Here is a 22,745-nt window from a genome sequence, read left to right as displayed (position 1 = left end):
ATTAACCCCATAAACTAGTTTCAAAAAACACCTTTAAATTAAATTACTTATGAATTTTTCCTGTATGTATTTTTTCATGATCTGACTATATTATTCATAGCAAAATCTTTGATTACTTTGTATTCTTCTCAGGGCGGTCCTGTGAGAAAGTATTCATGTGCTTTTTTTAAAATATCATTCGCTTCCCTTAGCTATTTATTTTCTCGTTCTAAGTCTAAGATGCGTATTGTTCAAATGTAAGTTGACCTTACTATTTCTATTTTAAATGTATTATTCTCAAATTAAATCAAACTTACTAAAAACCAAATAACACTACAATACATAATAATTGGCTTACAAAAAAATTACATAAATTTTTAATTCATATAATTATTTTACTAAAATCAAAGTATATATCTTACAAAATTCGAATTTTTCTGGAACTACCCTCGACTATTCGATCAAAAAATTTAACTTAAAGAGAAAAAATGATAAATTTTTCAAAAAATTAATTTAATAAAAGATAATTTAATTACTATTAAAATTGCGTAAAACTAGATTTGTGTGACAAAGACATTTATAATTCTGATTATCTAACAACTTTAATTAGAATCATAGGGTTTCAATGTGCTTAAAAAAAAATCAGCTTTATTACTATTCGCATCCTGCATTGTAACTTTATCCGGTTGTGTAATTGCACCCGGTCTACAAACATATGATTTGCCGGAACAGGGTGAGATTCGCACTGAGCAAGGTGCAGACATTAATGTTGTGCAACTCAATCAGGATAATATTCCTTCAATCACTGCGACTTCAAGCATATCTAACACCAATTTTTCTCACTTGTTTCGTAATCAACATTATCTATATCGCCTAAGTCCGGGTGATATTCTATCCATTCAACTATGGGCATATCCTGAATTAATTCCACCTATTACGACTAATGCAACTAATGCCCAAAGTATTGGTTTTTCGATTGATAGTAATGGGTATATTTCACTACCCTTATTAGGACAGGTTAAAGCAACAGGTAAAACCGTACCGGAACTTAATCAATTATTAAAAAGACAATTTGCCAAATATTTAAAAACACCAGACGTTATCACTCGAGTGTTGTCCTATGAAGGTAACCGTTATTATGTCAACGGCCAAGTCATGAAAAGTGGGCAATACACTTTAAATGACCAACCGATTAGTGTTTATACCGCACTGAGTATGGCAGGCGGTGTGAACTCCCAAACCGGAGACAATACATCCATTCAGCTCATTCGTAATGGGATAACTTACGACTTAAATGCGATTAATCTTGAAAAAAATGGCTATTCCTTGCATAAATTATTGATCCAGCCAAACGATACGATTTATGTCAACACTAAACAGGACCAAAAACTCTATGTCATGGGGGAGTCTAATAAGAGTCAGGCATTATCATTACGTGATCAAGGTATGACCTTAAGTGACGTACTCGGTGAAAGTGCTGGTATTAGCCCTTATTCTGCCAGTGCCTCCCGTATCTATATTATGCGATCGAATTTACAAGCCCGAACATCAACGATTTATCAGTTAAACCTAAGTAGTCTTGGTAATCTGGCACTAGCCAATCAGTTCCAAATGCAAAAAAATGATATTGTTTATATTGATGCGACAGGATTGACCCGTTGGCAGCGTATTGTGAATCAGATTGTTCCATTCTCTAATGCCATCTATTCATTTGATCGATTAGGGAATTAATATGAAGATTGAGAATATACTGATAGTGTGTGTGGGAAATATATGTAGGAGTCCCATGGCAGAATATTTTTTTAAACAACAGTTCCCGCATTTATTCATCAGCTCGGCAGGAATCTCCGGTTTGACTGGACATCCGGCTGATGACAAAGCCATTCATTGTATGGATCGTTTAAATATTGATATGCGTCCACATGTTGCCAGAAAGCTCAATGCAGATTTAATTAAAAAAGCCAATTTAATTTTGGTCATGAGTAATAACCAACAAGTACATCTGGAACAGACTTGGCCTTTTGCCAAAGGGAAAACCTTTCGACTGGGGCACTGGCAAAATCGCAATGTACAGGATCCATACCAGCATGATCAGGCTTTTTTTGATCAAACTTGCCTTAATATTCAATCTTATGTCCAAGACTGGGCATCACATATTTAATTTAAAATAGTTGTATTCGCCATGACTCAAAACTCACAAGTAGCAGATGATACAATTGATATAAGAGAATTATTTTTTTCTTTAATCGCACAATGGAAAATCATTACGCTATGCATTATTTTAAGTTTAATTTGCGCATTACTTTATTTACGTGTTGCATCTGATATATATTCTGTTGACGCACTAGTTCAAGTAGAAGAGGGTAAAAGCGCAGCATCTGCAGCACTACTTGGTCAACTTGGTGATGGTAGTATTGGCGGAAAATCTCTAACACAAGCCGAAATTGAAATTTTAAACTCACGCATGATTTTAGGAAGGGTGGTTAAAGATCTTAATCTGGATATACATATTAAGGATAATCAGGACACCTTGTTATCTCGCTTGATTACACATGAAGAAAATATATTAAAATATACTTCTGATGGCGTAGCCTATCAAAACAAACTATCTTCTTTCACCATCAACACTTTAGAAGTACCTGCATATTATCTGGATAAAACTTTAACCCTAAAATTTATAGGAAATAATCAATTTACCCTGAGTAATCAAGATAAAGAGATTTTACTTAAAGGTCGTTTAAATCAAAAAAATACTCTTAACTCCTCTGCCGGTTTATGGACTGTTCAGATTCAGTCAAAACGAATTCCTCAACATGATTTTAACATCGTAAAACAGGCTCTACCTACAGCAGTAAATTCAATAAAAAATTCTTATTCGGCTGCTGAAAGAGGAAAAACAACTGGAGTGATTGGACTAGATTATCAAGGTGAAGATAAGACCCATATCACGCAGGTACTAAACAATATTTTAACAGTTTATCATCGACAAAATATTGAACGTAAGTCGCTAGAATCAGAGCAAACCCTGGAATTTTTAAATAAAAAATTGCCTGAATTAAAGCAACAATTAACGCAAGCTGAAATAGTCTTTAATGACTTCCGACAAAAAAATCAAACAGTCGATGTGACTGCCGAATCCGAACTATTTTTAAAACAAAATATTGCACTCGAAACAGTAAAACTCGAATTGCAACAAAAACAAGCTGAAATGGCTGCCAGATACACATCCGATCATCCATTAATGGCCGAAATTAACTCCCAGTTAAAAACAGTCAATGACAAAATTGCAGAATTACAACAATCAATTAATCGATTGCCCGAATTACAGCGTCGCTATATGCAATTATATCGAGATGTTGAGGTTCAAACAGAACTCTATACAGAATTGCTTAGAAGTTATCAACAACTACAGATTTCCAAAGCTGGTGAGATTGGCAGTGTACGCATTATTGATACCGCAGTCGAACCGGTTAACCCAATTAAACCTAAAAAATTAATTATCTTAATACTTTCAATTTTTGTCGGTGGTTTTATCGGGGTACTTATTGCTTTCCTACGTAACTTATTCAGATCTGGAATTAAAGATGCAACACAAATTGAAAAAGATCTGAACTTGCCTGTTTATGCCACGGTACCGCGTTCACCGTTACAAGAAAGTCGACTTTCTGTTTTAAGAAAGAAAAAGACCCTACCTATTTTGGCGGTTAAACACGGTGATGATATTGCCATTGAAAGCCTGCGTAGTATTCGTACCGCAATTCATTTTGCACTAGAAAATGCAAAAAACAATATCATCATGATTAGTGGGCCAGCACCAGAGCTGGGTAAATCTTTTATTGCCACCAACCTCGCCACTATTTTTGCACAAAACGGTAAACGCACTTTATTAATTGATGCGGATTTACGTCGTGGTTATATTCATAAATACTTTAATATCGATGCCTATCCCGGTGTAGTCGAATATTTAATCGGTGATAATACTTTAGAAGATATTACTCACCAGTCTACTGTAGAAAACCTGTTTTTTATCAGTCGTGGTAAAAGCCCTAAAAATCCAGCCGAACTTCTTAGCTCCGAAAAGTTCAAGAGTCTTTTGGAGGAATTATCTACGCAATATGATCATATTATTATCGACACACCGCCAGTACTGGCAGTAACCGATTCTATTATCATTTCACAATATGTCGGCATTAATCTGCTACTGGCACGTTTTGGCCAAACTAATATTAAAGAACTTGAATTAACAGTGAATCGTTTTGAACATGCCGGAGCCAAAGTTACTGGTGTAATCTTTAACGATGTGCAACGTAGTTCCGGCTATGGTTATAATTACAATTATGCCTATGCATACAAGTCACATAAGGATGATTAAACTTATCTATTCATAGATTAGCTTAAGCCATCATTGCTATTTAAATCTTTAGCAATGATGGCTTCATTATTTCTCAGAATCTTTGGATCAAATGATCATCAAATCAAGAGTGTTTAATAAGAGCAGAATAACAGACAGAGATAAACACCTGTTATTTTAAGCATTTCATTAAGCTTTATTGGTTTCTCGTCTAAATTCAGCTACAGCCCACCCTAAACATCCACCCAGCAAGGCAATAGGTAGTGCTTCTATCAGATAAAACTGCAAAAACAGTCCAATCAATAAAAATATGAGGCTAAAAATAGCAATATATAAGATACGTCTCATTTTGCAATCGTACCTTTTAAGACAAGGAAATAAACACCTTAAGCGATCATCTTATATGATGAAATTAGCCTTTTGTCTTAACGAGTTGTTTGAACCAGTTTATTTGTTTGCTAAATTGCTATTTTAAAAAGCCATTCTGCGCCAAAAATGCCATACTGAGATTTGAGCCACTTTCTTGTTTGGCAGCTTTATCCCCTAGTAGTAATCTTTCAAGATAGCGGGCGAGGATGTCAACTTCGAGATTAACCTTGCTGCCCAGTTTCCATGTATGAATATTGGTTCTTTCGGCAGTATGTGGAATCAGATTTAGACTTAGTATATTGCCACGTAAATGGTTAATCGTCAGACTAATACCGTCAACTGTAATTGAACCTTTTTCTGCCAGATATTTTGCCAGTTCTGTAGGTGTAGTAATTTCAAAATAAAGTGAACGTGCATCCTGCCGTAATACGCTAATTTCCCCTATACCATCCACATGGCCACTAACAATATGCCCACCAAAACGGGTAGTTGGCAGCATGGCTTTTTCCACATTCACCGTTTGTCCGCTTTTCCAGTCGGTCAAGGTCGTGCGATTTAAACTTTCTCTGGAAACATCTGCTACATACCAATCCGAACCAAAGTCAATGACGGTCAAACAAATGCCATTGGTCGCAATAGAATCACCTAAATTTACATCGGACATATCCATAGTCGTTTGGATCCGTAGGCGTACATCACCCCCAACGTTCTGAATACTCTGAACCTTGGCTAAACTTTCAATAATTCCGGTAAACATGAATGACTTCCCATTTTAATCACGAAATGATGTATATATTTAGTTGTTTGCAATTTTTCACATTACCACAATGCCAATTGGGTATTGGGTCCACTGGTATCCACGCCACCTAATTCTGCAAAATGATACAACTGTCCCAGTAATTGTCGTAATGGCGGTCCCGACTTTGCGTGTGTATCAGTAATCACAATAAATTCGAGTACTCTGGCACGTTCGGACTGGCGTTGTTTACTAACTCGGTAACGTGGTACATCCTGCGTTAATAACATCACCTTGCCACGTGCCAGATTAGCTTCCAGTAAATCCGTAGGCGAAATATTACCATCTGTACTATAGCTGGTGAGAATATAGCGTGCATTTACCGTTGCCAATAATTTTTGATAAGCTTCTTTGGCATGTTTGGATGAGTTATAGGCACTCGGACGTTGTTTACGCCACGCACGATCAATACCGCTTTTGAAACCCTTGGTATCAGGCGAAGGTAAATCCACCTGATCCCACAAAGTCAATGAATTTAAGACATGATAGTTACTGCTATAGGCATGCTGATTATACGGTGGATCAAGATATGCTACATCCACTTCAAAATCTGTCATTTGATTGGCAAGATGCTGGGCATCTACACACCACATTTCTGCCTGCAATCTTGCAGGATCACCTATTTCACAAAATTTACTCGGCGTAAGCCAAAGTAAGGAGTCGATGCGCTCCAAAGCTGTTTTGGTTTTCCCACCCCAGCCTTGATGAAAACTTTTAAATACCCCACTGGTATTACTGACAAAACTAGCCGAATATAATAGGGGTGCAAGCAATGCACTCATCTCAACCGAATCAATTGCACCCTGTGTTTGCCATGTAGCAATTTGCTGACGAATGGCATCAATACGCATGCCATTACGACGTTTAAAAAACAATCGATCACGACTTGGATCATAAATATCATCATTACGAGGACACAGGTTATGCGTGACCCAGCCTTTAACCTCAGGTAAACGATTCAAATAATCAATTGCTGCTTGATAGCCACCCAACTGTTTAAATTCAGGCGCTTCAACACATGCCAATAATGCATGATTTAGAGCATGACTATAAGGTTCCCAGTCATTGGCAATCACCCGATAACCATTCTGCCGGGCAAGCCGTGATACCACCCCACTCCCCGCAAAAAAATCAACGAATATAGGTGCAGCTTTGCCTTTTTTGCGCTCCAAGGTGCCGGTTTGTTCCAAAGCTTCAAAAATCAGGTGCAATAGACGACGTTTGTTGCCTAGATAGGGAACAAGTTGATGAAATAAATACTCATCTGTAGTACGTGCAGCATGACGACGCTTATGATATACGGAGGCTTCGGCAGTCATGATTACTCGTAAATAGGTTTTAGTCTTAAACGGACATCGGGATGAATTTGAGTAATTTCAAATAAATTTAAATTTAAACGCTGTTGCATCGTGCTAAACATCAATTGATTGAGTGGACGAGCAGTTTGACCCAAATACATCGGTGCAATGTATTGAATTACCTCATCCACCAATTTTTCCGTCAAAAAACTACTCACTAGAGTTGCACCTGCTTCGACCAACACATCATAAATCTGATACTGTGATTTAAGCAGCGTCAGTAAATCAGTTAATGACTGGACTGGCAATTGTAGCACACCCAGCTTAACTAAATCTTCACGATATGGCGTCATCACCATCACCGTTTCAGGATTTTGTAAAACTTTGGCATCTAGAGACAGACGGCCTTGGCGATCCAAAATAATACGATAAGGTTGAACAATCTGATTTAAATCAATATTTGCTAAATGTCTTACATTAAGCTCGGCATCATCGGTAAGAATTGTTTCTATTCCAGTGATGACTGCCCCGCTCATCGCACGAAAATGCTGTACATCCTGACGGGCTGCTTCCCCGGTAATCCATTTTGATTCACCCGATGCCATTGCAGTACGGCCATCGAGACTGGCAGCAATTTTTAAACGTACATAGGGCAATCCACCAGCCATCACTTTAAGAAAACCACGATTTAATTCAATCGCCTGTGACTCAAGTACACCGACAACTGTTTCAATACCTGCCTGTTGCAAAATCGCCTGGCCTTTCCCTGCAACCAATGGATTCGGATCCAGCGTTGCGATTACAACTTTGGCGACTTTGGCCTTAACCAAGGCTTCCGCACACGGTGGTGTGCGACCATAATGCGCACAAGGTTCTAATGTCACATAAGCCGTTGCACCTTCGGCCTGTTCGCCTGCTTCTGCTAGGGCAAAAACTTCCGCATGTGAACCTCCAACAGGCGCTGTAGCACCACGTCCAATTATCCTGTCATTTTTAACGATAACACAACCTACAGCAGGATTAGGACGCGCCCGATAAATTGCCGTTTTGGCTTGTGCCAGTGCCTCAGCCATCCATTTTTCATGTTCAGACATTATTTTGTTTGCTCAAGTAAATGGTTAGATTCACGTTGCTGCATCTGCTCAATCTGTTTACGAAAAGCATCCACATTCTGGAAATCATGATATACCGAAGCAAAACGCACATACGCAACATGATCCAAAACATAAAGTGATTGCATCACAATTTCTCCAATCGTCAAGGATTTTACATCTCGTTCACCCAAACGACGGATTCTTTGCTGGATATTTGATAAGGTTTCTTCTATTTGCTCTTGCGTGACAGGACGTTTCTGTAAGGCATGCATCAACGAACGACGTAATTTTTGTTCATCAAACGGCTCATTTTTGCCATTTGATTTAATCACCCGTGGCATGACCACCTCATAACTCTCAAAAGTTGTAAAGCGTTCACCACACTTCATACACTCTCGACGGCGACGAATTTGCGCACCTTGTGCAGCAAGGCGAGAGTCGATGACTTTACTATCAGGTGTATCACAAAAAGGACAATGCATGGTTTAAGAAAACATCTATTTGACAGATAGCCTAGTGTAGCAAAAAACCGAAAATGATAGAACTTGTATTCAGTCTTCCCAGCAATTCAGACAAAATAAAAGCAGCCCTATGGCTGCTTTTATTGCAATTATCGCGAACTATTTATTGCAGAATGTTATTCAACGCGTTCGCCATGTTGGCTAAGATCCAGACCCATGCGTTCATCATCAACTTCGGCACGGATACCGATCAGCAGATCAATTACTTTCAGGATAATGAAAGTTAATACACCACTATAGACAATTGTAGCAATCACACCTTTGGTTTGAATCCATAATTGTGTCAAAACTGAAGCAGGCGCATCTGCCCCCATAATAAATTCACTGGCAAACACAGCAGTTAATAACGCACCAACGATACCACCGATACCATGCAAACCAAATGCATCCAATGCATCATCAGCTTTAAGAAGACGTTTAAGTCCAGTCACAGCCCAGAAACATACTACACCGCCAATCAGACCCATGACCAAAGCACCGCCCACCGTCACAAATCCAGCCGCAGGTGTGATCACAACCAAACCCGCAATTGCACCTGAAGCAGCGCCTAGTGCAGAACCTTTACCACGTACAATACGTTCTGCGGCCAACCATGATAATGCCGCTGCTGCTGCTGCAACCTGAGTAACAACCAATGCCATACCCGCAGTACCATCGGCAGCGTATGCACTACCACCGTTGAACCCGAACCAGCCTACCCAAAGAATACTTGCACCAACCAATGTTAAAGTCAGGTTATGCGGTGCCATAGACTCTTTGCCAAGCCCCATACGTTTACCGATCATATAAGCAGCAACTAAACCGGCAACACCAGAGTTAATATGAACAACGGTACCACCAGCGAAATCAAGTGCGCCATCGTTGCCTAACCAGCCGCCACCCCAAACCCAGTGACAGATTGGCGCATATACAAGCACAACCCACAGTGCAGAAAAGATCAGGAAAGCAGAAAACTTCATACGTTCTGCAACAGAACCACTGATGATCGCGACTGTAATAATCGCAAAGGTCATTTGGAAGATCACATCGATAATTTCAGGAATACCATCAACCGTATCGGAAGAGATGCCCGCCAGCATGATTTTACTGAAATCTCCCATGAAGGCATTTCCCTCACCGTAGGCGATTGAATAGCCGATAATCACCCAGACTACGCTCACGACCGCAGCAGAGCCAAAGCTATACATCATGGTAGAAAGTACATTTTTTCTACGCACCATACCAGCATAGAACAGTGCCAAACCAGGTAAAGTCATAAACAGTACTAATGCTGTGGATACAAAGATCAGCATCGTATCTGCTTTATCCAGTGGTGCAGTCTCTGCTTCTTCAGCAGGTGCTGCTTCGACAGTCACTGTTTCATCTACGACCTCGGCAATCGGAGTAGCCGCATCAGCTAAGGCTATTTCTACTTTTCTGGAACTGGTTTCATCACCAGCAACAATATCATCTGGTTTTTGTAGTTCAATATTTGCATCTGCGACACCCGCAGCAACCAATGCAGCTTTTACATTTTCTGCACGATCTTTAGCAATTTTTTTATTGGTCTCAGCATCACCTGTACTATCGACATAGCCACTGAGTTTGAATTTTGCGTCTGGATTTGCCTTGGCATAATCCACAACGGATTGAATATCTGTAGCCGAAACAGCCGTTTCACCTAAGTCAAATTCAACACTTGCCGGTTGAAAACTTGCCACTGTTGATGTTGCAACAGGAGATTGCACCGTAGCGGATTCTTCTGCCCAACTTCCAACTGATGTAAACAGCGCACCAGTTAAACTGAGTGCTAATAGCATTTTTTTCATTCGTATCCCCAACCTCTTTGAATAAGTTGCTGATTTTCAATCAGCAAAAGTCATGCCATGTTTTAAACAGCATCAGAGCCAGTTTCACCGGTACGAATACGAATCACTTGTTCCAGATTGGACACAAAGATTTTACCATCACCGATTTTACCAGTACTCGCCACACTTGTGATCGCTTCGATTACACCATCGACCATGTCATCTTTAATGGCAATTTCAATTTTCACCTTCGGTAAAAAATCTACGACGTATTCTGCACCACGATACAATTCAGTATGGCCTTTTTGACGTCCAAAGCCTTTGACTTCAGTGACGGTAATACCTTGCACACCGATCTCAGAAAGTGCCTCACGAACATCATCTAATTTAAAAGGTTTTACGATTGCTGTTACGAGCTTCATGTTATTTTCCTTTAGGTTTCTCATACCAATAGTTTTCTGTTCAATTTTCGTGCCAAGCTTTAGAAAAGGTTGGGGATATTTTCCAAACCCAGCACATTCCATTGTGGTAAATATCTTCTACAGTTTAACAGTATTGTATTTTTTATCCATCACTTAACTACCATCTGATAAAGAATTGTTGTATCTTGAAAGAAGATAAAGCTTACAAATACAGGATAGAGATCATGACAGCAATGCTTGATACTTTTGTAGATGCATTACGAGAACAAATTGCCACGCCCAAAGCCGATCTGGAAAAAAATATTCGTGCTGTGCTCAATGAAATGGTATCTAAAATGGATCTTGTCTCTCAACAAGAGCTGGATCGGCAAAAAACTGCACTGGAACAAGCCAATTTACATTTACATGCACTACAACAGCAACTAGATCAACTTGAAGATCGTATAAAACACGGATAAATCGCCTTCTTTTTGATCAAAATAAACTTTAATAATTAAAAATGCACCAATATGGATCAATATGAGTTTTGCAAAAATATATTCGCGCAGTGTTTTGGGATTAAATGCGCCATTAATTGAAGTTGAAGTCCACGTAAGTCAGGGATTACCTGCCTTAACTATTGTCGGTCTGCCTGAAGCAGCGGTGAGGGAAAGTAAGGATCGGGTCAGATCTGCCATCATTAACAGTGGCTTTCAGTTTCCAAATAAACGCCTTACCATTAATCTGGCCCCAGCCGATTTACCCAAAGATGGTTCACGGCTAGATCTGGCAATTGCTTTGGGCATTTTAGTCGCGTCAGGTCAACTTGATGAAAAAAATATAGATACTTTTGAGTTCGTCGGTGAGCTTGCTCTTGATGGGCAATTACGGATGGTATCAGGGATTTTAAGTATCGCACATGCGTGTAAAATCGCTGGACATACCTTACTTGTACCCGTAGACAATGCCAATGATGCGTCCTGCATTCAACCGCTTAAGGTCATTCCAACAGCAAATTTAAAACAAGTCTGTCAATTTTTATCACAGAATATTCAAATCGAACCACATCAATATCAAGTTCCAGTGCAGGAATTACTCAACCTTCCCGACCTTGCTGATGTCAAAGGCCAATTAAAAGCCAGACGCGCATTGGAAATTGCCGCAGCGGGTGGACACTCTTTATTGTTTACCGGACCGCCAGGCACTGGCAAAACATTGTTGGCGTCCAGATTACCCAGTATCTTACCGCCATTATCTGATGAGGAGCGTTTAGCCGTTGCCAGCATCTATTCGATTGCCAATATGCAACATCCTTTTGGTGTACGACCTTTTCGATCACCACACCATACTGCTTCGGCAGTTGCCTTGGTGGGTGGTGGCTCACATCCCAAACCAGGGGAAATCACTTTGGCCCATTTAGGTGTGCTTTTTCTGGATGAGTTACCAGAATTTGATCGTAAAGTGCTTGAAGTTTTACGCCAACCGCTAGAATCAAAAGAAGTGGTGATCTCACGAGCCTCCAGGCAAGTCTGTTTTCCGGCCAATTTTCAACTGATTGCAGCCATGAATCCATGCCCTTGTGGCTATGCTTTTCATCATGATCAACGCTGCCAATGTTCCGCCGATGCCATCAAACGCTATAAAAATCGTATTTCCGGACCATTGTTAGATCGAATTGATCTACATATCGAAGTACCACCATTGTCTGCACAGGATTTACAGCAACAACAAGCTGGAGAAAAGTCTGCAATCGTCAGAGCACGTGTCTTGCAGGCACACACTAAACAAATGCAACGGCAAGGTCATTTAAATCATGAACTTTCGCCACAACAGTTGGATAAAGTCATCAATCTTGATCAAATCAGCCAAAATATTCTGACAGTCGCTCAACAAAAATTACAGCTCTCTGCACGCGCCTATCATCGGATTTTACGTGTCGCCAGAACCATTGCCGATTTAACCGGCAGTGAAACCATTTCCAGTATGCATATTACCGAAGCTCTTTCGTATCGACCCACAAATTAAGTTAATATTGATGCCAATTTAAGTAATGATGCAAAATTATTAATAAGACACACTATTTTGATAAAAAAAGCAGAACATTAGGTCCTGCTTTTTTTCATTTCATAATATGGGTTTAGAATGCGTAACTTAAACCTAATACCACTTTATTTTTCAGATCTTCATCAGAACGTGTTTTACCGCCAATGACATAATCCAGACTCCAGTCTGCGCCAGTTGTACCCAATGGATGACTCAACCCCAGCGTTGCATGACGGAAATTAAATGTTTCGGTGGTATTCAAATCAGCTTCGTAATCCCCACTGTCTTTATAGTAGTACAAGCCTACTGCGGCATTTAAAGTAAAATCTTTAGGCAAGGCATAAGAATAACTACCCAGAATATATGTATCTCCGGCATTACCCCAAACCACATCATCGGTAATGGTTTGCGTGGTTAAGCTAAAGTCTTTGTAGTTTAAGCCTAATAATACTTCAAATACATCTGCATCAACATCAGACTCATAGTAATAATAATAAGTACCGCCAACTGTAAAACCTAAATCTTCGGTAATACTACCGTTATAGCCAATATTAAAATCGTTTTCAAATGCATCTCTTGCACCATCATCAGTGAGAGAATAATCGAGTGTGGAACCCCAATAGCCTAAATAAAAACCAGATGGATGCGCATAATCAATACCGCCCTGAATGGTTGCGCCATCATTTTCTAAATAATTAGTATTCCCTCGTAATACATAATCAGAATATACACCAATATTACCAGTGACTTCACCAGGAAATGGTAAAGCTGTATCGGCCATAGCCACGCTCGATACCCCTGCTGCCAAAGCACCTGCAATTGCTGCTAATTTGAAAGTCATGTTTGTTCTCCCCAACGTCGTAACGCTTTAATTTATTCAGATAATTCTGACCTCGAAGTGTAATTAGCAATTCCTATGCCAATTTTAATATTAAATGTATAAATTATTGATATTAAAAGATTATAATAATATAAATTACAAACATAATATAAATATTACATCAACCTTTTATCTCTACTGAAACTAAAATGAAGTTATAAATTGCAAAAAATTGGGTCATTTCTCCCGCTTAGTTTATGGTAATACTCGATGATCTCACTATTGACTGCCTTATTATTAACCAAATCCAACGACTTATTATTTAAATGAATTTGATAGAACGTATACTTTTACTATAGAGTACCGCATCTATTTGACTGGTCATTTGCCTCTCAACCTCTCTCAAATCTGCTTTAGGGTTAATAAATGTTTAAAAAACATAATATTGCATTAATTTTAGGTGTATATACTGTACTTATCTCAACCACTTTCGCCAGTGAGCAAAGCGAGTCAAAAGGATTTGTAGAAGATGCCTCGGGTACGGTCCTATTCCGTAATGGCTTTATCCAGCGTGACAAAAAAAATGTTGCTCCGGGTGTTGACAATAATTCATGGTTACAATCAACCATGGTTAATCTGGAATCAGGTTTTACTCAAGGGACAATTGGTCTTGGTGTAGATGTGATTGGCGATTTTTCTTTTAAAATTGGTGACAATCAACACTCTGGCAACAGCATGATCCCACATTATAATAATGGGCAAAAAGATACGAATGGTTATGTAGATCCATATGACCAATGGACACGTGGTGGCGGTGTTGTAAAAGCACGTATTTCCAATACAGCCATAAAATATGGTACACAGGTTTTAGATTTACCGGTACTGGCCAGCATGACAACACGTAATGTACCTGAATATTTCACAGGTGCCTTAGTAACAAGTAATGAAATTAATAATTTATCTCTGGTCGCAGGTAAATTTACCAAAAATCAACAACCAGATCAGATTGCCTCCGATCAAAATCATCTGGATCGTGCCGTAGTGTGGGGTGCCAAATATAAAATAAATGATCAACTCAATGCATCTTATTACGGTACAGATCTTAAAGATAAACTTGAGCGTCATTATGCCAATGTAAATTATCAGTACGTTCTGGCTGATGACAGCACGTTGACTTATGACCTGAGTGGCTACCATACCAAGTTTGAGCCAAACACCACTTATTCCGCAACCATTCCAGCAAATGAAAAAACTGTGAATAATATCTGGGCATTATCAGGCACTTATAAAACCGGTCCACATAGCCTCATGCTGGCCTATCAACAAAACTCCGGTAATGTCGGTTATGACTATGGTCAAAATGCTGATGGCGGCCAAAGTGTGTATTTACCGAACTCTTACTTATCAGACTTTATCGGTAATGATGAAAAATCGGTTCAAGCGCAATATTCGCTCGATTTCGGTGCATTTAATTTACCTGCACTAAATTGGACCACTGCTTATGTCTATGGTTGGGATATCAATCTTAAAGACTCTGATGATACTGCCAAAGAAAGTGAATTCTTTAATCAGCTCAGCTATACCGTGCAAAGTGGTTTTGCCAAAGATTTAAAATTGCGTGTACGTAATTCGATTTATCGTAATGATCAAGCCTATGCCGATCAATATATGCCAGATACCAATGAATGGCGTATCTTTGTAGACTTTCCGGTCAAGTTATTCTAATTGATAATAGTTTGAATTAATTCATAAAAAACCTGCATATCTGATGCAGGTTTTTTATATCAAGGGGCAAAAAATAATCTTTTATTTTTTCGCCGCTTCAATGGCTTTCAATACCTCAGCCTTGGCAACATCAGCACCTTCCCAACCACTGATTTTTACCCATTTTCCTGGTTCCAAATCTTTGTAATGCGAAAAGAAATGTTCGATTTGGCTAATCAATAATGCAGGTAAGTCAGTATATTCCTGAACATCTTTATACAACGGTGATAATTTTTCGTGTGGTACTGCAACCAGTTTTGCATCGATACCACCGTCATCTTCCATTTTTAATTTACCGACAGGACGGCAACGAATGACAGAACCAGCAGTTACAGGATAAGGTGTTACGACCAATACATCTAATGGATCGCCATCTTCAGACAAAGTATTTGGTACATAGCCATAGTTTGCCGGATAGAACATAGCTGTTCCCATAAAACGGTCTACAAATAACGCATCCGAGTCTTTATCAATTTCATATTTGATCGGTGCAGCATTTGCTGGAATTTCAATAATGACATAAATATCATTGGGTGCATCTTTACCTGGAGGAATATTGTTGTAACTCATACCAACACTCTTAGACAAAATAATTAACGGGTGGATTATAGCGTGAAATGTCACAGGAAACAGTGCTTATCTCAGAACTATGTATTGAAATTTTGTAGAAACACGCACTGCAATTAATTTAGTTTAATACACAGTATCAGCAAAAAAATTGGACATAAAGTTGCCAATAGCCAAAATACCGATCGCAATCTGGATAAATTTGCCAAATAACAAAGTCCGTAAATGACCCTGAGGCCCAAATAGGCAATGCCCAGAATAATCACCAGATAATCCGGCACTACCAAATAATCAGCCATGAGCATTGCGGCAATAAATAAGGGTAAACCTTCAAAACTATTTTTTTGTACCGCATTGGCTCGTGCTGCCAAACCCGTTGCATTCTCCAGAAATGTTCGGGGATTCTCATGCAATTTGGAGTTATAACCTGCACTCATGCGTGCAATGACCGTAAAAATATACGGCAACAGACATGCTGCTAAGATAATCATGATAATGATATTTAGACTGTGCATGTAAGTAAATCCTGTCTAAAAATAAATGCAGACATGATACCATGCTTAACATTAAAGAATTGTAATCTTGCAACTGGAAAGATAGCTATGGCGAGGCAACCCGACTCACAGAAAGAGCTGCAACAGGCACTCCAACAACAGCAAAAAAATAGCGAAACATTGGATCGTATCCTATGGATATTTTTACCGATTCTGGCGTTACTACTGAGTACCATTTTTGCCAACTGGAATATTCTCTCAACCATTGGTACCGCCTTTGTATTAACCATTGCATTTATAGTGGTCGGGATCAAGAAAAAATCTCTGGCTGCTACCTTAGCCATCACATTGTTATATTGTCTAGTCGATAATTATTTAAGTTATGGCTTTCAATTTAACATCACTGGTCTAAAACGCCAGTTGCTTTCAATGGTGTTATTTATTGCAATTATTGGTCTGGTTCGCCCTATGGCTGAACGTGCCATGATAAAAAGATAAATCATTGCATCGCTATAGCAAAATTCGGTTTATAGGCTACATATCATCTCGTCATACTTGCGAAAGCAAGTATCCAGAGCAAAGTTCAAAAGTAAGGCCTTGGCTTTAGCTTTATAGAGTTTGATTTGGGATACGTTAACTCTGGATGCCGGATTAAGTCCGGCATGACATAAATGTAGCTTACATTTTGAATTTTTCTATAGATATCAAGCGACAACAAAATAAAATGGATGACCATTACTTATTTCTAATCCTAAGCATGTGTCATCCATTTACGCTTTTAAAGGTCACAACCAGATATTAATTAATTGACCTGTAAAGCAATATTTAAACGATAGGTCTGTGCAGCAGGCTGTACTTTCTCTGCTGTTTCCGGAGAGTTCACTTCAACAATATATTGACCTGCTTGTGGGAAACTTAATTGTACCTGACCTTTTTCATTGGTCGTCTGTTTAATTTCTATTTCTTTTTCAGCAACGCTTGCCCATTGCTTTATCGCAACCAATGCCAAGCCCTTTTGCACTTTACCATCTACCGTAAACGTTAAAGTCAGAGGTTGTGCGGTAGTCAGGCTATTCGGATGTTGGGAAAATTGTACATCCAGACCTTTTTGACTATGTTGCAACACTGTGTCTGTCAATTTTTCTTTACTAAAATAGCCAATCAACTGCTCATAACGAGTACTGCTCACTTTTTTATTTTTTGCAGTGACTTCAGCAGGTGTAATAAAGCTACGTTCTGCCAATGGTGGCAAAGTTTCGCTATGGCTTTCCATCACCCGTAACCATTTTCCGTTAACATTGGCAAATTCCAATTTATTTTCACGGTTCGCTGTGATCTTATACGTACCAGCTACTTTCGTTTCAACGTCAGCCGCACTTAAAGCTTTGGTCCCTTGTAGTTCCAAAGGCTGTACTCCATTTGGAGTATTCACTGCAACTGTGAAACCACTTAATGCAAACTCAGAAGCAAAAGGCGCTTCTGCATAACCGCCAATGATTGCTGTGCCATTACCTTCAATGATATAGGCTTGCGGTGCAATAAATGGAGAATGGGCTTGTACCATCATGGAAGCGGAGAATAATAAGGTAGATACCGCCGCCACTTGATAAAATGGATTAAATTTCATTTGCTATTCGTCTTTCTTTGAAAATGATTATTATTTAACAAACTTTCAACAAAAAAGTCAACACAAGAATACGGGCTTATTTTACAGGCTTTAACTTTTTCTTGATAAACAAATCATTGAAACCAATACTCAAAGATCTTTTATGACTCCACCTCTACTTCTCTAATAGAAGCGATCATCCTTGCTCGCAAAAATTAATCAAAAATTTTCTCTGCGGCCTGAAAAGGTAAACTCACCACATCAATGGCCACAGCAAAGGGAAACAGCACCAATTTTTGTAGTGGATTTAGTCCAGATTTGGATGTATATGTTTCCTGCTCAGTGGTATAAATGGTGACTTGATAAGGCTTACTTAAGGCTTTTAAGCTGGCGACATTGTTGGCAACCGGATAAACTACACCTGCAAGCTTGATCTCAAAACAAAAGCGCTGGGCTTGCATGCGCTCATCACTGGAACTAGAGCATTCTCTTGCACCATTTTCAATAAAAAATTCCAAATCCTGCTTGCTAATATCCTGTTTTAATTTTACATAGGCTAAAGGCAATGTTCCCGAAAAACGCCCATCATTCTTTTGCGAATAAAATTTTAAATCTTTATTAATCTGAATATTTTTTGCATCCAGTTTATTGATTAAACCAGCAAATTGAGTACCACCTTGTGTCAATATATAACTGTTTTTATGACCGGCAATCACGATACTGTCGGTAGGTAAATTTGCCAATGTCTGAGCGGGTTTACCAAAGGCAATCACCTGATCTTCAACCAAAGGAATCTCGATAGTCTGAGTATATGAGCGATTGTCTTTTTTGATTAATGTAGAAGTTGCACATCCCGTTAATACAGCACTAATTACACCAAACATCATTATTTTTTTGATCACCGATATTCTCCTCGACCATTTTAATAAAAAGTTGTGATTAAAAAGCACTATAGCAAGCCTGTCTTTTATTTCTATAGTGTTTCATACAATAAAATTCCTTCGTCTATCGAACTTTAGCAAATATTCTAATTCGTTCCATTGTCCAGAAATGACTTTAATAAAACATGTGAGCGTTTTAACTGGATTAATTGTGCTGTAATTTTATCCATTTCCTGAACTAATTTTTCCTGAACAACAGGACATAAACTAAAGTTTTTTTTAGCTAAATCAAAACAGGGCAGCAATAATTGAATATCTTTTAATGGCATGCCAGCATCATTTAATATTTTAATTTTATGAATAGTTTCAATGTCTTTTACAGAATAATCACGATAATTATTGCTACGGCGCAAAGGTGAAATTAAACCCATATTTTCATAGTAACGCAGCATACGCGGACTAATTCCGGTGCGTTCGGCAACTTTGGCAAGATTCATTATTTCTCCTCTTGACTCTGACAGTACTGTCAATGTTTAGCATAACAAACTCCAACGTAAATCAGGAATCAAATGATGAAAAAAGTATTGCTCGCCTTAACTTTACTGGCTATTCCATTGGCACTCAAAGCACAGCCCTTAATACATTCACACACCAAGCAGCAGATTTATGTACTACATGGTTATGCTGCCGATATTCACGATCACTGGTTTATGGATTTAAAACAATCCATTGAGAATAAAAACACACAAGTTGACCTTATTGCATTTCCGGATTCGCAACATCCGGATGCAAAAAAATGGCAAGAGACGCTGGATCAAGCCATTGGCAACATAGATGAGCATACTTATTTTGTTGCACATAGTTTAGGTACAATTACTTTATTACACTTTTTACAGCGGCATCAGATTAAAAAAGTGGGTGGCATTATCCTCGTCTCCGGTTTTTCTAATCCAATTCCTGATTTTCCAGATCTAGAAAAGTATATCTTGGCCAATCAGATCAACCCATCTGCATTTCCACACGCTAGCCAAACCTATATGCTGATTTCCGATAATGACAGCATCGTCCCCAAAGCATATAGTCTGGCATTGGCCAAAACGTTGAATATTCCCTATCGCATATTGCCGAATGCGGGACATTTCCTTGGCAGCGATGGTTATATGCAATTTCCGCAATTGGTTGAATTAATGCAACAGATGCTAAAACATAAAAAATCCTCACCTTAACCATGATTTTCCAGCAAGCATTTAATTTTGATAAGCATTAAATTAGTTTTAATAGCAAAGCTGGTGAGCTACTCATTTTAAATTTTAATGGCCCTTACCGTTTATCCGAGCCTTACTGAATTAAATCCGACTTTGTTGTAGCCTATTTTGTAAGGCGTGTTATTTAGCTGATCATCTTTTATTTTAATAGGATGACTGATTTCGGGAGCACATGATGAACTTTTTTAAATGCGCATTCTTGATCATTATATTTTCAGGTTTTGCTTTATCTACCGTACAGGCAAATGATGTCATCACCTTGCCCACCATTAAGGTGATGGCAGAATCTGAACTACGTGAAGAAGTTGGATTTGTGCCATTTCAGGAAGATAAGAAGACACGTCAGGCGCTACAACATCATGTGTATAAAATTGAGCGTGATCTACAAAATACCAGTGTAAGTGAAAGCATTGGAAATATTGACTTTCAGCCGAAAATCGCTGAACCTGATATGAGTCAGTTTTCACCAGCCTTACAACAATATATTTTAGCCGTAGCAACAGGTTTACAGTCATCTGACCCAAGCAATGGCATTTTTAATATGCTCGAACCTTTGAACATTAATCGTAATAATATAGATAATATTCGTGATGGCACACTTAAAGTCAATATTGATGATGCAATGATATTACAGCAACTCATTCAAAATAGTCTTCGGGGCTATTGAAATAAAATGTATTTTTATAACTGATTTTTATAAATCGTTTTGCATCGATCCAACACCTTTCTTGATAACTTCTGATCATTTGCTGTTTCAAACTGATAATTGAGTGTGCAATTTTCCACACATTTAAAACCTAAAAATGAATCATAGCCTTTAAGAAAATAATTTCTATTTTTTAATAAAACTGGTTGATCCTCAAGAAAACAATGTGTATCAAGTTGATAAGAAATATCATCTACAATAATTTTTGCATAAATTTTATAAGGTGCAGGGTCAATTATTGATTTATGAGATTTTCCATTAGGAATAGAAATTTTTTTCTGATAATCGGGATTAGAGATGACCATTGCCTGTAAATACACTGGTTTCTCAATTTTCTCATTTAAACTATATTTAATAATTCGACTTTGAAGATCATTGATCAACATACTCATTACAAATTGAAATATCATTAAAAAAAATAAAAAAATTACGATATATAAAATAGCATTTAAATATCTAAAAATTTTCTTTTGATATTTTTGTGCTGCTCTTTTGCTGTTATCGGTATCTCTTTCTATTAGACTTATGATCAACATTGAGGATAGTACAATTGCAATAATATACGATAAAGTCGTATTAAAATATTGTGCAAAATGTGAGGGGTAATAAGGATATTGCTCTAAATCATGTGACTTAATGAGAAATACAACAATCACAACAAAAATTGCCCAATACGTAAAATATTTTAAGAGTCCATGTAATGCCTCATTCTTTCTACGAGGCGCTTTAGACAAAATCTTTGATCTTTTTTGTTGCCACATATAATGTCTCTTTAAAAAAATCCCCGCCGAAGCGAGGATTTTGCATCAACGATTAATTAAACACGTTCAATAATCGTGGCAATACCCTGACCCAAACCAATACACATGGTGGCAAGACCAATTTGTGTATCCTGTTGTTCCATGACATTTAACAAAGTTGTGGTAATACGTGCACCAGAACAGCCAAGTGGATGACCTAATGCAATCGCACCGCCATTGATGTTCACAATATCCTGTTTCTCATAAAGACCCAATGCTTTAAGCACAGATAAACCTTGTGCAGCAAAAGCTTCATTTAATTCAATCGTTTGAATATCTTCGACTTTTAAGCCCGCACGTTTTAAAGCTTTTTGTGTTGCAGGGACAGGACCATAACCCATGATCGCAGCATCACAGCCTGCAACAGCCATTGAACGAATCACGGCACGCGGTTTTAAACCCAAAGATTGCGCACGTTCCGCAGACATCAATAACATGGCAGAGGCACCATCAGACAATGCGGACGAAGTTGCAGCGGTCACGGTACCTGCTTTACTTGGATCAAATACCGGGCGCAATGCAGCAAAAGCTTCCAGATTTGCATCCGGGCGAATCACTTCATCAATGTCACAACGTTGTAAGAAACCGTTTTGGTCATGACCATTAATTCCAATGATCTCATTTTTAAAACGGCCTTCCTGTGTCGCAGTCCAGGCACGTAAGTGTGATTCCACACCAAATTTGTCCTGTTCTTCACGGGAGATCCCATTCATACGACCCAGCATTTCCGCAGTTAAGCCCATCATGTTAGAGGCTTTTGCATAATGCTTGGAGGCTTCCGGATTCAGGTCGATGCCATGCATCATACCGACATGGCCCATATGCTCGACACCACCAATGATAAAGATATCACCTTGATTAGTCGCAATCTGCGCTGCTGCCGTATGAATCGCCTGCATGGAAGAACCACACAGACGGTTCACGGTTTGCCCAGCAACAGTTTTTGGCAAATCTGCCAATAAACCGATATTGCGAGCAATGTTCATACCTTGTTCTAAGGTCTGGTTTACACAACCCCAGATCAGATCTTCAACTTCATTTGTATCAAACTGGTTACGAGCAACAAGTGCACGTACTAGTTCAGCAGATAAGCTGTCAGCACGTACATTGCGGAACATACCGTTTTTGGATTTGCCCATGGCAGAACGCACGCCATCAACAATCACAACGTCACGTGGATTTAAAGTAGTCATTCACGTTGCT

The 22,745-nt window shown here is 38.7% G+C and carries 23 protein-coding genes; 9 read left to right on the top strand and 14 right to left on the bottom strand.

The genetic code is table 11. The features are described from left to right. The first annotated feature begins 606 nt into the window (after window positions 1-606). Genes CRO21_RS07225 through CRO21_RS07215 form a run of 3 tightly spaced genes read left to right on the top strand, consistent with a single transcriptional unit; the run spans window position 607 to window position 4,351 of the window. Complete coding sequence (locus tag CRO21_RS07225; RefSeq protein WP_097078657.1) at window positions 607-1,710, top strand: polysaccharide biosynthesis/export family protein; 1,104 nt, start codon at window positions 607-609, stop codon at window positions 1,708-1,710. A gap of 1 nt (window position 1,711) precedes the next feature. Beyond that, window positions 1,712-2,140, top strand: a complete 429-nt coding sequence (locus tag CRO21_RS07220; protein ID WP_097078656.1) for a low molecular weight protein-tyrosine-phosphatase — start codon at window positions 1,712-1,714, stop codon at window positions 2,138-2,140. Window positions 2,141-2,161: 21 nt separating this feature from the next. Beyond that, window positions 2,162-4,351 carry a polysaccharide biosynthesis tyrosine autokinase gene (locus CRO21_RS07215; RefSeq protein ID WP_097078655.1) on the top strand — a complete coding sequence of 730 codons (2,190 nt, stop codon included), beginning with the start codon at window positions 2,162-2,164 and terminating at the stop codon, window positions 4,349-4,351. 445 nt (window positions 4,352-4,796) lie between these two features. On the opposite strand, the gene CRO21_RS07210 is transcribed toward CRO21_RS07215, so the two are convergent. From CRO21_RS07210 to glnK, 6 genes are all read right to left on the bottom strand, one after another. After that, window positions 4,797-5,456 (bottom strand): riboflavin synthase, encoded by a 660-nt coding sequence (locus tag CRO21_RS07210; RefSeq protein ID WP_097078654.1) that lies wholly within the window; start codon window positions 5,454-5,456, stop codon window positions 4,797-4,799. 62 nt (window positions 5,457-5,518) lie between these two features. Beyond that, entirely contained in the window at window positions 5,519-6,814 is a 1,296-nt protein-coding gene (locus tag CRO21_RS07205) for a DNA adenine methylase (RefSeq protein ID WP_097078653.1), read from the bottom strand. A gap of 2 nt (window positions 6,815-6,816) precedes the next feature. Beyond that, the gene (gene ribD, locus CRO21_RS07200) at window positions 6,817-7,887 is read right to left on the bottom strand and encodes a bifunctional diaminohydroxyphosphoribosylaminopyrimidine deaminase/5-amino-6-(5-phosphoribosylamino)uracil reductase RibD (protein ID WP_097078652.1); all 1,071 of its coding nucleotides are present in this window, start codon (window positions 7,885-7,887) and stop codon (window positions 6,817-6,819) included. Further along, window positions 7,887-8,369 carry a transcriptional regulator NrdR gene (nrdR, locus tag CRO21_RS07195; RefSeq protein ID WP_097078651.1) on the bottom strand — a complete coding sequence of 161 codons (483 nt, stop codon included), beginning with the start codon at window positions 8,367-8,369 and terminating at the stop codon, window positions 7,887-7,889. The genes ribD and nrdR overlap by 1 nt, the downstream gene beginning before the upstream one ends. A 155-nt stretch (window positions 8,370-8,524) precedes the next feature. Beyond that, entirely contained in the window at window positions 8,525-10,216 is a 1,692-nt protein-coding gene (amt, locus tag CRO21_RS07190) for an ammonium transporter (RefSeq protein ID WP_097078650.1), read from the bottom strand. Between the two features lie 62 nt (window positions 10,217-10,278). Next, window positions 10,279-10,617, bottom strand: a complete 339-nt coding sequence (glnK, locus tag CRO21_RS07185) for a P-II family nitrogen regulator (protein ID WP_087621157.1) — start codon at window positions 10,615-10,617, stop codon at window positions 10,279-10,281. Between the two features lie 233 nt (window positions 10,618-10,850). Between glnK and CRO21_RS07180 the strand changes: the two genes are divergently transcribed. After that, window positions 10,851-11,075, top strand: a complete 225-nt coding sequence (locus tag CRO21_RS07180; protein ID WP_097078879.1) for an accessory factor UbiK family protein — start codon at window positions 10,851-10,853, stop codon at window positions 11,073-11,075. Window positions 11,076-11,136: 61 nt separating this feature from the next. Continuing rightward, complete coding sequence (locus CRO21_RS07175; RefSeq protein ID WP_097078649.1) at window positions 11,137-12,621, top strand: YifB family Mg chelatase-like AAA ATPase; 1,485 nt, start codon at window positions 11,137-11,139, stop codon at window positions 12,619-12,621. Between the two features lie 112 nt (window positions 12,622-12,733). Here CRO21_RS07175 and CRO21_RS07170 read toward each other — a convergent pair whose 3' ends face one another. Then, window positions 12,734-13,480: a TorF family putative porin gene (locus CRO21_RS07170; RefSeq protein WP_097078648.1), complete on the bottom strand. Its 747-nt coding sequence runs from the start codon at window positions 13,478-13,480 to the stop codon at window positions 12,734-12,736. 405 nt (window positions 13,481-13,885) lie between these two features. Between CRO21_RS07170 and CRO21_RS07165 the strand changes: the two genes are divergently transcribed. Further along, window positions 13,886-15,184 (top strand): OprD family outer membrane porin, encoded by a 1,299-nt coding sequence (locus tag CRO21_RS07165; RefSeq protein ID WP_097078647.1) that lies wholly within the window; start codon window positions 13,886-13,888, stop codon window positions 15,182-15,184. An 81-nt stretch (window positions 15,185-15,265) separates the two neighbouring features. Here CRO21_RS07165 and ppa read toward each other — a convergent pair whose 3' ends face one another. Both ppa and CRO21_RS07155 read right to left on the bottom strand, forming a co-directional pair. Then, a complete protein-coding gene (gene ppa, locus CRO21_RS07160; protein WP_087621060.1) occupies window positions 15,266-15,793 on the bottom strand; it encodes an inorganic diphosphatase in 528 nt (175 codons plus the stop codon). A 113-nt stretch (window positions 15,794-15,906) separates the two neighbouring features. After that, window positions 15,907-16,305: an MAPEG family protein gene (locus CRO21_RS07155; protein ID WP_097078646.1), complete on the bottom strand. Its 399-nt coding sequence runs from the start codon at window positions 16,303-16,305 to the stop codon at window positions 15,907-15,909. Window positions 16,306-16,392: 87 nt separating this feature from the next. Between CRO21_RS07155 and CRO21_RS07150 the strand changes: the two genes are divergently transcribed. Beyond that, complete coding sequence (locus CRO21_RS07150) at window positions 16,393-16,782, top strand: hypothetical protein (RefSeq protein ID WP_097078645.1); 390 nt, start codon at window positions 16,393-16,395, stop codon at window positions 16,780-16,782. A 304-nt stretch (window positions 16,783-17,086) separates the two neighbouring features. Here CRO21_RS07150 and CRO21_RS07145 read toward each other — a convergent pair whose 3' ends face one another. The 3 genes from CRO21_RS07145 to CRO21_RS07135 all read right to left on the bottom strand — a co-directional run bounded on the left by CRO21_RS07145 (window position 17,087) and on the right by CRO21_RS07135 (window position 19,268). Continuing rightward, window positions 17,087-17,911, bottom strand: coding sequence for a DUF4198 domain-containing protein (locus tag CRO21_RS07145; RefSeq protein ID WP_097078644.1), 825 nt, complete (start codon window positions 17,909-17,911; stop codon window positions 17,087-17,089). A gap of 194 nt (window positions 17,912-18,105) precedes the next feature. After that, on the bottom strand, window positions 18,106-18,777 hold the full coding sequence (locus CRO21_RS07140; RefSeq protein ID WP_097078643.1) for a YidX family protein: 672 nt from the start codon (window positions 18,775-18,777) through the stop codon (window positions 18,106-18,108). 140 nt (window positions 18,778-18,917) lie between these two features. Beyond that, a complete protein-coding gene (locus tag CRO21_RS07135; RefSeq protein ID WP_097078642.1) occupies window positions 18,918-19,268 on the bottom strand; it encodes a MerR family transcriptional regulator in 351 nt (116 codons plus the stop codon). 75 nt (window positions 19,269-19,343) lie between these two features. On the opposite strand from CRO21_RS07135, the gene CRO21_RS07130 reads away from it, so the two are divergent. After that, window positions 19,344-19,997, top strand: a complete 654-nt coding sequence (locus CRO21_RS07130) for an RBBP9/YdeN family alpha/beta hydrolase (protein WP_097078641.1) — start codon at window positions 19,344-19,346, stop codon at window positions 19,995-19,997. A gap of 214 nt (window positions 19,998-20,211) precedes the next feature. Next, window positions 20,212-20,703 carry a hypothetical protein gene (locus tag CRO21_RS07125; RefSeq protein ID WP_097078640.1) on the top strand — a complete coding sequence of 164 codons (492 nt, stop codon included), beginning with the start codon at window positions 20,212-20,214 and terminating at the stop codon, window positions 20,701-20,703. Window positions 20,704-20,717: 14 nt separating this feature from the next. Here the strand turns inward: CRO21_RS07125 and CRO21_RS07120 are convergent, their stop codons facing one another. Continuing rightward, complete coding sequence (locus CRO21_RS07120; RefSeq protein WP_097078639.1) at window positions 20,718-21,503, bottom strand: hypothetical protein; 786 nt, start codon at window positions 21,501-21,503, stop codon at window positions 20,718-20,720. A 56-nt stretch (window positions 21,504-21,559) separates the two neighbouring features. Next, on the bottom strand, window positions 21,560-22,735 hold the full coding sequence (gene fadA / locus CRO21_RS07115) for an acetyl-CoA C-acyltransferase FadA (protein ID WP_097078638.1): 1,176 nt from the start codon (window positions 22,733-22,735) through the stop codon (window positions 21,560-21,562). Window positions 22,736-22,745: the final 10 nt, after the last annotated feature.

It is taken from the genome of Acinetobacter puyangensis (assembly GCF_900096995.1).
GTDB lineage: Bacteria > Pseudomonadota > Gammaproteobacteria > Pseudomonadales > Moraxellaceae > Acinetobacter > Acinetobacter puyangensis.
The sequence above is the reverse complement of the archived record's forward strand: the minus strand, read 5'-3'. Positions and strand labels throughout refer to the sequence as shown.

Excerpts from the sequence above, each read along its gene's own strand:
- CRO21_RS07120 (WP_097078639.1), bottom strand. The coding sequence starts at position 21,503 with ATGTGGCAACAAAAAAGATCAAAGATTTTGTCTAAAGCGCCTCGTAGA.
- CRO21_RS07140 (WP_097078643.1), bottom strand. The coding sequence starts at position 18,777 with ATGATGTTTGGTGTAATTAGTGCTGTATTAACGGGATGTGCAACTTCT.
- CRO21_RS07125 (WP_097078640.1), top strand. The coding sequence starts at position 20,212 with ATGAACTTTTTTAAATGCGCATTCTTGATCATTATATTTTCAGGTTTT.
- amt (WP_097078650.1), bottom strand. The coding sequence starts at position 10,216 with ATGAAAAAAATGCTATTAGCACTCAGTTTAACTGGTGCGCTGTTTACA.
- CRO21_RS07155 (WP_097078646.1), bottom strand. The coding sequence starts at position 16,305 with ATGCACAGTCTAAATATCATTATCATGATTATCTTAGCAGCATGTCTG.
- CRO21_RS07220 (WP_097078656.1), top strand. The coding sequence starts at position 1,712 with ATGAAGATTGAGAATATACTGATAGTGTGTGTGGGAAATATATGTAGG.
- CRO21_RS07175 (WP_097078649.1), top strand. The coding sequence starts at position 11,137 with ATGAGTTTTGCAAAAATATATTCGCGCAGTGTTTTGGGATTAAATGCG.
- CRO21_RS07205 (WP_097078653.1), bottom strand. The coding sequence starts at position 6,814 with ATGACTGCCGAAGCCTCCGTATATCATAAGCGTCGTCATGCTGCACGT.
- ribD (WP_097078652.1), bottom strand. The coding sequence starts at position 7,887 with ATGTCTGAACATGAAAAATGGATGGCTGAGGCACTGGCACAAGCCAAA.
- CRO21_RS07150 (WP_097078645.1), top strand. The coding sequence starts at position 16,393 with ATGGCGAGGCAACCCGACTCACAGAAAGAGCTGCAACAGGCACTCCAA.
- CRO21_RS07210 (WP_097078654.1), bottom strand. The coding sequence starts at position 5,456 with ATGTTTACCGGAATTATTGAAAGTTTAGCCAAGGTTCAGAGTATTCAG.
- CRO21_RS07135 (WP_097078642.1), bottom strand. The coding sequence starts at position 19,268 with ATGAATCTTGCCAAAGTTGCCGAACGCACCGGAATTAGTCCGCGTATG.
- CRO21_RS07170 (WP_097078648.1), bottom strand. The coding sequence starts at position 13,480 with ATGACTTTCAAATTAGCAGCAATTGCAGGTGCTTTGGCAGCAGGGGTA.
- CRO21_RS07130 (WP_097078641.1), top strand. The coding sequence starts at position 19,344 with ATGAAAAAAGTATTGCTCGCCTTAACTTTACTGGCTATTCCATTGGCA.
- CRO21_RS07180 (WP_097078879.1), top strand. The coding sequence starts at position 10,851 with ATGCTTGATACTTTTGTAGATGCATTACGAGAACAAATTGCCACGCCC.
- ppa (WP_087621060.1), bottom strand. The coding sequence starts at position 15,793 with ATGAGTTACAACAATATTCCTCCAGGTAAAGATGCACCCAATGATATT.
- CRO21_RS07215 (WP_097078655.1), top strand. The coding sequence starts at position 2,162 with ATGACTCAAAACTCACAAGTAGCAGATGATACAATTGATATAAGAGAA.
- glnK (WP_087621157.1), bottom strand. The coding sequence starts at position 10,617 with ATGAAGCTCGTAACAGCAATCGTAAAACCTTTTAAATTAGATGATGTT.
- fadA (WP_097078638.1), bottom strand. The coding sequence starts at position 22,735 with ATGACTACTTTAAATCCACGTGACGTTGTGATTGTTGATGGCGTGCGT.
- nrdR (WP_097078651.1), bottom strand. The coding sequence starts at position 8,369 with ATGCATTGTCCTTTTTGTGATACACCTGATAGTAAAGTCATCGACTCT.
- CRO21_RS07145 (WP_097078644.1), bottom strand. The coding sequence starts at position 17,911 with ATGAAATTTAATCCATTTTATCAAGTGGCGGCGGTATCTACCTTATTA.
- CRO21_RS07165 (WP_097078647.1), top strand. The coding sequence starts at position 13,886 with ATGTTTAAAAAACATAATATTGCATTAATTTTAGGTGTATATACTGTA.